The 11,049-nt window shown below is 69.0% G+C and carries 11 protein-coding genes and 2 pseudogenes; 11 read left to right on the forward strand and 2 right to left on the reverse strand.

The window, feature by feature from the left end:
- The first annotated feature begins 116 nt into the window (after positions 1-116).
- Complete coding sequence (locus tag IF78_RS45180; protein WP_051828399.1) at positions 117-770, forward strand: tetratricopeptide repeat protein; 654 nt, start codon at positions 117-119, stop codon at positions 768-770.
- 93 nt (positions 771-863) lie between these two features.
- On the opposite strand, the pseudogene IF78_RS49955 reads toward IF78_RS45180, so the two are convergent.
- Positions 864-1,067, reverse strand: a pseudogene (locus tag IF78_RS49955) (hypothetical protein); the annotation flags it as partial.
- On the opposite strand from IF78_RS49955, the gene IF78_RS0135085 reads away from it, so the two are divergent.
- Positions 1,041-1,319 (forward strand): helix-turn-helix domain-containing protein, encoded by a 279-nt coding sequence (locus tag IF78_RS0135085; RefSeq protein WP_031486607.1) that lies wholly within the window; start codon positions 1,041-1,043, stop codon positions 1,317-1,319. The pseudogene IF78_RS49955 and the gene IF78_RS0135085 overlap by 27 nt on opposite strands.
- A 12-nt stretch (positions 1,320-1,331) precedes the next feature.
- Complete coding sequence (locus tag IF78_RS47995) at positions 1,332-1,688, forward strand: hypothetical protein (protein ID WP_107050077.1); 357 nt, start codon at positions 1,332-1,334, stop codon at positions 1,686-1,688.
- Positions 1,689-1,734: 46 nt separating this feature from the next.
- Here the strand turns inward: IF78_RS47995 and IF78_RS48000 are convergent, their stop codons facing one another.
- Positions 1,735-2,646 carry a 2'-5' RNA ligase family protein gene (locus IF78_RS48000; RefSeq protein ID WP_234439929.1) on the reverse strand — a complete coding sequence of 304 codons (912 nt, stop codon included), beginning with the start codon at positions 2,644-2,646 and terminating at the stop codon, positions 1,735-1,737.
- Here IF78_RS48000 and IF78_RS0135095 point away from each other — a divergent pair.
- From IF78_RS0135095 to IF78_RS0135130, 8 genes and pseudogenes are all read left to right on the forward strand, one after another.
- Positions 2,622-4,232, forward strand: coding sequence for a DUF3289 family protein (locus IF78_RS0135095; protein ID WP_031486609.1), 1,611 nt, complete (start codon positions 2,622-2,624; stop codon positions 4,230-4,232). The two genes, IF78_RS48000 and IF78_RS0135095, sit on opposite strands and share 25 nt — an antisense overlap.
- Positions 4,233-4,245: 13 nt before the next feature.
- Positions 4,246-4,818 (forward strand): hypothetical protein, encoded by a 573-nt coding sequence (locus IF78_RS0135100; protein WP_199921447.1) that lies wholly within the window; start codon positions 4,246-4,248, stop codon positions 4,816-4,818.
- Between the two features lie 55 nt (positions 4,819-4,873).
- Positions 4,874-5,020 (forward strand): annotated as a pseudogene (locus IF78_RS49235) (IS5/IS1182 family transposase); the annotation flags it as partial.
- Positions 4,990-5,175 (forward strand): hypothetical protein, encoded by a 186-nt coding sequence (locus IF78_RS48650; RefSeq protein ID WP_031486611.1) that lies wholly within the window; start codon positions 4,990-4,992, stop codon positions 5,173-5,175. The pseudogene IF78_RS49235 and the gene IF78_RS48650, both read left to right, overlap by 31 nt.
- 249 nt (positions 5,176-5,424) lie before the next feature.
- The gene (locus IF78_RS0135110) at positions 5,425-7,962 is read left to right on the forward strand and encodes a DnaB-like helicase C-terminal domain-containing protein (protein ID WP_234439930.1); all 2,538 of its coding nucleotides are present in this window, start codon (positions 5,425-5,427) and stop codon (positions 7,960-7,962) included.
- A complete protein-coding gene (locus IF78_RS0135115; RefSeq protein ID WP_031486613.1) occupies positions 7,962-8,534 on the forward strand; it encodes a hypothetical protein in 573 nt (190 codons plus the stop codon). Before IF78_RS0135110 ends, IF78_RS0135115 begins: the two co-directional genes overlap by 1 nt.
- Positions 8,535-8,957: 423 nt before the next feature.
- Positions 8,958-9,389, forward strand: a complete 432-nt coding sequence (locus IF78_RS50695) for a phosphotransferase (protein ID WP_031498611.1) — start codon at positions 8,958-8,960, stop codon at positions 9,387-9,389.
- 1,388 nt (positions 9,390-10,777) lie between these two features.
- A complete protein-coding gene (locus IF78_RS0135130) occupies positions 10,778-10,975 on the forward strand; it encodes a hypothetical protein (protein WP_234439931.1) in 198 nt (65 codons plus the stop codon).
- Positions 10,976-11,049: the final 74 nt, after the last annotated feature.

Genomic DNA, 11,049 nt, shown 5'->3' on the forward strand with positions numbered 1-11,049 from the left:
GAGGCGGGGGATGCTGCTGGCGCAGTTGCCGCCTTCGCGGAGCTGCTACTGGACCAGCTCCGTGCGCTGGGGTGCGATCACCCCGACACCTTGCGCACCCGGCACAATCTCGCCTGGTGGCGTGGGCGGGTGGGGGATGCCGCCGGCGCTGCTCCGAGTTCGCGGGGCTGCTGGAGGACCAGCTGCGCGTGCTGGGCCCCGATCACCCCGACACCTTGCGCACCCGGCACAATCTCGCCGAATGGCGGGGGCGGCTGGGTGATGCGGCCGGCGCCGCCGCCGAGTTCGCCGACATCTTGCACGACCGGCTCCGCGTGCTGGGACCCGACCACCCCGACACCTTGCGCACCCGGCACAATCTCGCCGAATGGCGGGGGCGGCTGGGTGATGCGGCCGGCGCCGCCGCCGAGTTCGCCGACACCTTGCACGACCGGCTCCGCGTGCTGGGACCCTGCCACCCCGACACCCTGCGCACCCGGGGTCACCTCGCCTGGTGGCAGGGGGAACTGGGAGACTCGGTCAGCGCTGCCTCGGCAACTGCAGGGCTGCTGCAGGACCAGCTTCGCGTGCTGGGACCCGATCACCCCCATACTCTGCGCACGCGGGGTCAGCTCGCCCGGTGGCGGGGAGAACTGGGGGACGTGGTCGGCGCCGTAACGGCGCTTGCGGGGCTGCTGCAGGACCAACTGCGCGTGATGGGACCCAATCACGCGGACCCTCTTGCCACCGGTCGAGACCTCACCCGCTGGGAGAGGGAAGCCTGCAGCTAGATCGTTCCCGTTGCGACGACCTGGCGATCGCCGGACCGGCGGTTGAGGCCCCGCGGGTGTTGGTGTGTCTCGTGAGACACAAATCAGCCTGGGACCGGGACTCCGGTGACCGAGTCGACGCAAGTCTGCGGAACGGGTGCCAGCTGGCTGGAGGTCGGCGTAGGGGTGGAGGCGGGCGCCGGCGGTGCCGTCGGCGAGTGTGCGCTGCGGCGTCGCCGGCTGGGCCGGGGTGGGGGCGGGGGCGTTGCGGCCGAGGAGGTCGAGTGCGGCTTGGGGGCCGTGGTCGCGTCGGGCGGCACCCCCTCCCTGAGCAAGGTCGCGGCCCTGTGGTCTGGCAAGCCGGTCACGGTCCGGCTGGAGGACCTGGACAAGATCTGCGCGGCCCTGGACTGCACGGTCGCCGACTTGATGGTGGCCGAGCCTCAGCAGCACCTGGCCCAGCGTGAGCAGCCGCAGCAGCGGGCCGTCGGCGAACAGCGGGAGGGCGGACCGGTCCGGCCGGTTCCGCGTCGCGGCGGCGGGCCCCGCCGCGGCCTGCCGCCCAACTGAGGCGGCGAGACCATGGTGATCAGCGAATGCGTCCGCTGCCACGGCTGGGGACCGGTCCGTCCGCTAGGCAGCTGCCAGACCTGCCTCAACTGGACGCCCCGCGGCGGTTACAAGGGCCTATGTCACCGGCGCCGGCACGAGGGCAAGGTCAACCGCGACGGGCTGTGCCGGCTCTGCATGCTGGAGATCCGCATGGTCCCCGATCATGAGTGGGCCGATGCGGCGGCCAGGCGGACGCTGGGCCCCGTCCGGGATCTGCAGCTGCCGCTACTGCTGGAGGGTGTCCGGCTGCCCGTGGTCCTTGCGCGCCACCATGACCGGCCGCTGGTGCGCGAGCGGCTGCGGACCGAGCGCTCGGTAGGCGCTTGAACCTGGGCCAAGAAGGGCGATGACCTGCAGGTCTGCCCTCCGCAAGTCACCGGCCAGCTTCCGCTGCTGCCCCGCCTGCCCAGGACATGCACCCGCCAGCACGGATACCGGATCGCCGCCCGCGACTTCCCCGAGTGGGCGGACGTCCTCCAGGCCGTAGAACGGGTCCGCGTCCGGCGCGATCTGTCCGCGGGGTGGAGCGAGAGCGTGGTGCAGATAATGCGCCTGGCGCTGGCCTCCCGGGAGGCCAGCGAGCAGCTGGTTGACGAGTACGTCGTCGCCGAACTGCCCCGGATGAGGCCTGCCGTCGCCGAGGTCCTGCGGGAGACCGGGCTGCTGCGGCGTCGACTCGGCTCCGGACTCGCCCAAAACGGCTACCGGCGTGAGCGCCGGCGCATGGTCTCCTGCGAGCACTGCCTGGCCTGGAGCGGCGATGCCAGGCCGCTGTGTGACTCGCGGGAGTGGGCTCGTCAACCGGACCGGGCGATTGGCCCCTGCCTGCTTGTGCGGCCGCACCTGACCCCTGAAGGACGGACAGTGCCGGTTCTGCCACCTGGTGCTGAACGAACACGTCGGAGACGGCCCGGCGGTCGAGCAACTCGAGCGCGAACGACGCCCCTTCCTGCCACTTCGTACCGTCGTGAACCATGAGTTCAACCGACGAGACGTGGGAGGTGAACGGTGGCCTGCCAGCTAGGTCGGTCTCGATCTCCTCCAGGACGGCGTCTCCCTGGCCTTGCGCGATGGTCAGGTGCGGCACAATCTCGGCGAATCGGCCGCCATACGGCGGAGCCTCAGGCCAACGATCAGCGATCGCCTCTGTGAGCTGTCGCAACTGCGTGTCAGGCTCGGGGACGAGATAGAGAACTTCCCGGGATTGTTCCGCATCTCTCGAATCGCAGGTCAAAGGCTGGGTGACTGCCCAGCACGTCCGTGAGTGCGGAGTGGACGGACGCATTCGCCGAGCTCGGCTACCGCTTCAGCACCCCGCTCAAGGCCGACACAGACGGCGACGGCACCAAGGACGGCGCCGAGGACCCCGACAAGGACGGCCTCACGGCCGCCCGCGAGCTCAAGCTCCGCACCACGCCCACCCGCGCCGACACCGACCAGGACGGCCTCGCGGACGGCCGCGAGCTGAAGCTCCGCACGGAGCCCACCGAGGCCGACACCGACGGCGACGGCGTCCAGGACGGCGAGGAGACGAGGCTCAACGCCTCCCCCCGCGCCAAGAGCTCCACCTTCGACGTGACCCGCCGCGCGGTCGGCGGCGCCACCGCCGCCGAGGCCACGCTCAAGGGCCTGCGCGCCAAGCAGGTCGGCGGCTTCCAGGTCACCCGGCTCCCTGCCAAGCAGCGGGAGTTCCCGGAGTCCACTCCGGGCTACCTCGGCAACGGCTTCCAGGTCTCCGCCCCCGCGGACGGAGCCGCAAGGCTCATCTTCCGCCTCGACCCCGACCGTACGGAGGGCACCGCACCCGCCCTCTACCGCTACGACGAGAAGGCCCGCCACCTCGTCAAGCAGTCGGGCCAGCAGCGCAGCGGCAGCACGATCACGGCCACCGCCACGGCGGGCTCCGCCAAGTACGTCGTCCTCGACAGCCACGCCTTCGACAAGGCAGGCCCCAAGGCCCCTGGCAAGCGAATCCTCTCCGACGGCCCCGGCGACGGCGGAGACCCGGGTGACCCGGGCGACCCGCCCCCGACCGATATGCTGATCCACCAGTCGTCCTTCCGCGAGGGCCGCCGCAAGGCCCCTGACCCCCAGCGCCCACCGGTCCCGGCCGACCCGCGCGTCGCCGACGACCTCACCTTCAACGACTACAACTTCGACGAACTCACCGACCTCGGCTGGGAGTTCTGGGTCGCCCGCATCACGCCCGAGTTCTTGATGTGGGCCGAGTTCAACGACATCATGAACTTCGGCAAGCTCGGCGCCGACGCCGACTACGCCCAGTCCGTCGACGACCTCCGCAACGCCTTCCGCTACGGCCGCGGCGGTCAGAGCGCGGGCACGGTCACCGTCGACGACAACTTCGACCCCGGCCGCTACCTCTACCGCGGCTCCGGCACGGCCCTCTCCCGCGCCGTCGGCGCCTCACCGCAGGAGAAGACGTACACCGACAAGGCCGTCCAGATCATCAAGCAGTCCCTCATCGACAACCAGGGCCGCACCGATCAGCTCAAGGTCCAGGAGGACCTCTCCAAGAACTTCCTCTTCCAGGAGTTCCTGCGCCAGGACGTGAAGTACCCGGTGTACGACTTCTCGCTCTGGGACGCCAACCAGCGCGCCCTGTCCATCGCGATCCACCAGTTCCACGGCCACACGATCGCGCTGAAGGACTACAAGGTTGAGGGCAACTCCTTCTCCGGCAGGCTCGTCTTCCACTCCTACGACCACTTCGGTCTCGACCCGGACGACGAGATCACGGAGTACGGCTTCATCGACTGGTTTACGCTCCAGCACTATGACCGGTTCGACGGGAAGTACCCCCCGCCGATCGCGCAGGCGGACATCGAGATCCCCATCAGCGGCACGTTCTGACCTCGCCGACCTGATGCCCCACAGGCGCTCGCCGGTCCGGGTCCTGGTCGTCACGCTGCTCGTCGTGATGGCCGGGTACCTGGCCTGGCGGGTCGCCGTCCTCGCGGGCCTGGAGGCCCACTTCGGCAGTGGCTTCGACGAGCAGCGCTTCAACCGGCTGCAGCAGGAGTACGACCGCCGCGAGGACGCCTTCGCCCGGGCCGACGCCCGGATGCGGAAGCTGATCGCGGAACACCCCCGCGCCGAACGCATCGACTGGAGCCGGTACCGGACCTGCGTCCGCGAGCCCGGCCGCCCCTCCGACACGTGCACGACGACGCCCCCGCGTGATCAGAAGGTGTACGACGCCCTCTGGGGCGTCAGCGTGATCCTCTACCAGTCCAAGGACGAGGGCCGCACGTTCTACCGCTTCTACCACGAGGACCCCCCGCGCTACACGATCATGCGCGCCCCGGAGGACACCGCGGGGGAGGCCGAGGAGTACGCGGATGCCCACGGCTTCCGCTCCACCCGCCCCCTCGGGGCCGGCTGGACGATCCTCGGCCCGATCGACGACATCGGCCGCGAGGAGAAGCAGTTCCCGTAGGTGGGCTCGCGGAACGCTTCGCCGGGGTACGTGGAGCTGGTTTGTTCCGGACGGGCTGTGGGAGATCGCGAAGCCGCTGATCCCGCCGTCGAGGGTGCGGCCGCAGGGCGGCGGAACGCAGGACACCCCTGATGAGACGCTGTTCGCGGCCTCCACGACAGGGGACCCCTGGTGCCCGATTGCCGGGGCGAGCCGCTCGACGAGGTGCTCGAGCGCTTCACCGAGTCGTCCGGCCGGGCTCGGGACTTCGCGGGTGGCCTGCACGGCAACCTGAGCACGGCCCACTCCGCGGTCGGGCATCTCGCGTATAACGAGGCATCCGAAGCGCCGGACCAGGAGCCGAATTCGCGGAGCTGAGGCCGTGCCGGGCGCGGTGTGACCGCCTGCGGGCGGCCTGAGTGGAAGGCCGGGGCCGGCTGTTGAGGTCCCGGCCTTCCGTCTGCGGCGCCTAGGCCGCGGTCCCGGGCAGCTCCGCATTCGCGGCAGTCAACTCGCACCAAAAATCATCACCTATGAGTGAGATTCATAAAAATTGGTGTGACTTTGAGGCGTCCAATGTGTGGATACGGCTATTCTCGGGGTTAGTTGCTAGGCATGGGAGGGTGAGTGAGTCAGTCGGCACACGAAGAGGCCGCGATGAACGCGACCGAGGCACGCAACGCCCTCTACACCCTCGTGAAGCGCGCCGAGGAAGACGCGCGCACGACCCTGATCTACAAGGGCCAGAAGCGGCAGGAACGCGTCCTGCTGGCACCCCTCGACCGCCTCCCCGCAGCACGGAAGACCGAGGCCCTGCCGTCCCACGTTCTCAGTGCGGCGCAGAAGGACTTCGGTGACCTCATCACGCGAGCTGCCCAGGGACAGCCGCAAGTGCTCCTGCGGAACACCACACCGGTCGCGGTACTGCTGCCCGCCGACGTCGTCGCCGGTACCCACTCAGCCGATCCGGCCGCAGCCGCAGCCGCGGCGCCCGCAGGAGGTGCGGTGAACAGCCAAGGCCACCCGGAACGCAAGAGCGCACCGCGCAGGCTCACCACGCTGGGCGACGCCATCGGCGCTGCACTGACCTCAGGCCCAGTCGGCAGCACGACGTTCGGGCTGCCCGGTCTGGACGCGGCGACAGGCGGTCTCCAGTCAGGCCGCCTGACGCTCGTAGCTGCCGCTCCGAACGTCGGTGGAAGCCTGCTGGGACTGGCCGCCGCACGGCAGACCGCGCTCGTCGACAACCACAAGGTCCTCTACGCGGCGTCAGGGCCGAACCAGGCCGACATCATGCGCCGGATCATCTCCGCCGAGACCAGTGGCGACTACCCCCGCCTGAAGCAGGGCCGCCTCACGGAGCAAGAGCAGCAAGTCGCCCGGAAGCTGGTCCAAGCACCGCTACTGATCGACGACGGCAGCGACCTGACCGCCGAGGCGATCGCAGAAACCGCCCCGTACGTCGAGGACCTCGCCCTCGTGGTCGTGGACCGGCTCCAGGCCGCCCGCAACGCCCGCCTCCCGCTGTCGGGTGACCGTCTCCCAGACGCCTCCCAGGTCCTGGCCTCCCTCGCGCGTACCCTGCACGTGCCGGTGCTCGCCATCGTGGACAGCACCGATCCCACGCTCCTGGGCCTCCTGGACGCCGACGTCCTGGTGACGCTCACTCCGACCGAGGACCCTGCCAAGGTCCAGGTGACGGTCGCGGAACGCGACTTCGGCACGATCGGCTCGGCGTACCTGCGCCCCGACCTGCTGCACGCCCGCTTCCTCGACGCCGGCGCCACCCCCGTCGGCCGCGCGGGTGGCGAAGGATCCGCGCAGATCCTGGGCAATGCGGTGGAGCAGGAGCTCGCTGCAGCAGCGCTTCCCTACACGTCCGGTGCCCAGCAGGGCCTGCCGGCCTCCGTCACCCACGTGTTGGCGGCACTGCGCACCGCACTGACCAACGGCGACCCCGAAGCCCTCGCGGAACTCGGGCCCTGCCTCGCTGAGACGGCTGCGGCGCCGCCGCAGCTGCCGGACACCGCCGAGGGCCGCCGACTCGCCGCCGCGCTGCAGGCGTACGGCACCGCCGCGTCCGCGGGCACCACCGGGCAGCCTGCCGCTGCCGGAATCCAGCCCACCGCCGACCGTGGGCAAATCCCCGACGCCGACGAAGAAGAGGAGGACGGGGACGGTCTGGTACCGGGGGATGAGGAGGACGAGCCCGAAGGAGCGGTCTTCCCCGCCCTGAGGATCCTCAAAGACGCGGTCGCCCGCTCGAAGATGCACCCGATCCCGGTCATCCGCACCGAGGAACGCGACAGCGGCCCGTGGCCGCTGATCAGTGAGGACATGGACGGCGAGCCTCGCTGGGTCCACCCCAGCGTCACCCTCGCCCGCGTTCCGCACATCAAGGCGAACGGCAAGCGCGTCCGGCGCGAGCAGCTCGACGTGCCCGACTCGTTCGGCGAGGGCGTGCTGTGCCTGATCGACCGTAACGGCAGCTACCCGTCCGCCTGTTCGGCCGTTCCCCTCGCCCCGAACAAGCTGCTGCACACCGGCCCCCTGGACGCTTTCGACAAGACCCAGGCCGGGATCTACCTCATCGACATCCCGCAGTGGAGCCGTACCGACATGCCGCACCCCCTGGGGCGGATGATCGAACGGCCCGACGACCAGGGCCGCGTGTGGGTAACTACCCCGCACATCAAACAGCTCGAGAAACTCGTCCGCGAAGGCCACCTCGCCGCCGCCCCGGCCATTCACGACTCCTGGACCGGGAAGGCCAACGAGTCTCTCTTCAAGCCGTTCTACGAGGCCACCCGGAAGGCACGCACTGAGCTCGTCCAGGTCGGCGGTGACCCCTACAAGGCGTACAAGACCCGGCTGTCCATCGCGCTGCGCCTGCTGTGGCCCAAGCGCGCGGAACAGCGGTCCCCGTTCTGGCGGCCCGACTGGCGCATGAGCATGGTCGCCGAGGCATCCGTCCGTCACTGGTCGGTAGCCTTCAGGGCCGTCCAGGACGGGCACAAGCTCATCGCCCTGCGTAACGTCGACGCGGCCGTCTTCTGGACGCCCCGCGGCACGCCGCCCCCCACGTACCGGATCGGGACCGGCTTCGGCGAAGTGAAGGCCAAGTTCATCCAGCCCGGCGAGATCATTCCCGAGGGTGACGACTGATGGCCGGGCCCACAGGCCGCGGAGGCTCCCTGGGCGCCGCCCTCAACGATCTCCTGCGCTCCCAAGTCACCCCCCGCCACCGGCTTTCGTCGTACACGGCCAAGCACTGGCACGCCCAGCTCAGCCACCTCACCACGACCCACCGCGGCTACCAGGCCCTGGAGGACGCCGGCCTCCACGTGACCACGACGACCCTCATCAACTGGCTGTCTGATCCCGAGTACAACATCCGCCGCAGCTACATCGACATCATCCACACCGCGTACGAGAACGCCGCCGTCGTCCCCGCCGTTGCGATCCCCGACCACGTCAAGAGGGGCCAGTACGAGATCAGCGGCGTCGTCAAGACGGGCGACGACGAGCGCGAACGCGGCAACCGCCGGGCGGCGCCCCTGCGCATCGACGGCAGCCGGGGCGACTGGGCCGAGATCGAGGAACTCTGGCTGGCCGGCGAGCTCACCGACGACGAGTTCGAAGACCACTTTATCGACGACATCATCGTGGCGGACATCGGCGAAGGCACCGACGGATGGGAGTTTCCCGGCGCCTCATACTCCGTCGAACTCAGGTGAGGACGAGGCCATGGCACAGCGGAAGATCGCAGACATGTACGAACTCCTGCGTCAGGCCCCCAGACGGCGAGACCTTGAGCAGGATGGGATCCGGCTCGTGTGCGACGGCACCGTCCTGCACATGTCCACGGCCGACGTACAGGAATTCCCGGCGAGAATGATCTTGCTCGAGTTCACCCAAGACCTGGGGCGTTCAACAACCTCACATGGGAACATCGGCCTAGCGGCCGTGACGCGCTCAAGCTCTTCAACGAGGACATCACCGCATGGGACGTGGTCAGGCGATGACCCTGAGGAGCAGGATCTGGTCATGGGCCTGGCGGTCGCACCGTGTTCGCCCCCGACGCGCACCGTCGACGAGGTGCTCGCCCACTTCGGCGAGTCCGACGGTGGGGCCTGGCGCTCCGGCTGCTCCGGGACGCCATGGAGCGCCGAGACCCCGACGACGTCGAGATGGCGTTGATCGTCCATGGCGCCGCCGACGCCTCGGTCGAGGAGTTCTACGCGATCTATCGCCTCGGTGACGACCTGGTGGTCCGCTTGCCTCGCATTGCGGACGCGGTCGAGCAGGTTGAGTTCGAGGATCTCTGGCTCCCGCGGCTGGCTCCGCTGCTTCCCTCAGTCGTGCCCGAACCGATTGCGCTGGGGCAGCCAGAGGCCCGCTATACCCTCTTCCATCACGGCCGCGGCCAGATGATCGACCACATGCTCGTCACCCGCAACCTCCTCGCCCACTACCGCGGCTCAGAGATCCACAACGAGATCCTCCACGACGACACCATCGCCTTCGCCACCGACGACAAGTACCCCGAATCCGATCACGCCCCCGTCGTCGCCACCTTCGACTTCGACTGACCCCCACCGTCCTGGGACCGGACCGCGAGCAAGGCGCGCCGTGCTCTTCACCACCTTGACCCCGAAGAACACCTTCATCGGCCGGTTCACCCCGGAGGACGGCTCGAAGCTGCGTCGAACCTCCCACCCGGTAGCTGGCAGCAGCATGGCGTCACTATTACCGGCACAACTGTGACGCCCTCAGATCCTACCGACGCTTCACGGGCAGTTGTGAGAGTGCGTCAGGCAGCGGCCAGCGACCTGACGGGCGGGCCCAGCCGCGTTCCGCGTCCGGGCCCTGATGACGACTTGCGACGCAGCGTCAGCCTGGTGGACATGGTCGGTCCGGTGATCAGCGAGGTACCGACGGGCTCCCGGAAGAAGGTCAGAACCCCTGAAGTAGCCGTGTTTCTAGTGCTGGATTCATGACGGCCGGCCTGGAGGCGGTACCGCCGTTCAGTTCCGACCGCGGTCCGTCCGCACCGGGTCCTTCTTGAACACACAGGGCATCTCAGGGGGAATGACGGGTCCACTCATGGCAGGCGCACCAGCGAAGCGAGCAGCGCAGGACGCGTCCCCCCTGCCACTCATACGATGATGCGGCCGGGGGACTCCGCAGGGCATTCATCTCACCAGCCGTGCGCATGAGCCCGGGCCGGAAGCCTCCGTACAGCGATGACTGCCGAGAACGTGAGGCCGCCGAGCGCGGGGTGCGACGCGGTCAGCGCGGATCCTGCGACAACGGCGAGACAACAGAGTCCATGGCTTCTGCGTCCTGTCTCGACAGACTCCGAGTTGTCTTCGAGTACTCGTCGCCACAGCGTCACGCACCAGCCGAGGCGCGTGATGCCCTTGGCAGCGCTCGCCCGCCCGACGATCATTGGTGACGTGCCCTAGCTGCAGTCCAGTCGGTCACGGAAAGAATGACAGACCATGACAGAGAGACCGACTGGAGGAGGCGATGCCCCAAATCCGCCGTCACCGCAGCATGCTCCTCGGTGCGCTGCGCTCTCACTGGCCACGGCGTCAGGAACTCCTCGCCGGCAACGACCGTTGACCCCCATCGTCGGCTTTCCGGAAAGGCCAGAGCGGCGCACGCGACAGCGGGCAACGTCTGCGAAGAGCGAGCGACTGTGGTCAGCACATCAAGCGGCTCGGCGCACCGTCGTCTTTCGCCCACCCCTTGATGGTGCTCCGGCGCAGTGCGGTGGCGCGCGGACGTCCACCACCGCAGGCAAAGAACGTGCCGCGGGCCTACGGTGGTCGAAGAGAACTCGGCGAGCCGAACCGGCGTTGCGGAGGATGATGCGATGGAAGAGCACTTCGTCTGGGTGACGACGCGGCGCATTCGACCCGGCACCCTGGAGGACTTTGAGAAGGCCTGGCAGCCGGCTACCTTACCTCAGGGTATGCGTCGCGCTTTCGCGTACTGGTCCGAGGACGGACAGGAGATCACCGGGGTGTCGTTCTGGGACTCCCAGGAGGCCTGCGACTCGTGGCGGTCCTCCGAGCCGGAGGCGCAACGGCGTGCGGCCATGGCCCCCTACGTCGTCGAGGAACGGGAAGGCTTCTACCATGGCCGCGAGCTCACCATCCCCCAGCGGTAGGTTCGGCTTTGGGTACGATCTCGAAGCCTCCGGATCGTCCGGCCGTGGCCGTCGCATGCATCACAAGATCACTT

Source organism: Streptomyces bicolor (assembly GCF_000719285.1).
Lineage (GTDB): Bacteria > Actinomycetota > Actinomycetes > Streptomycetales > Streptomycetaceae > Streptomyces > Streptomyces bicolor.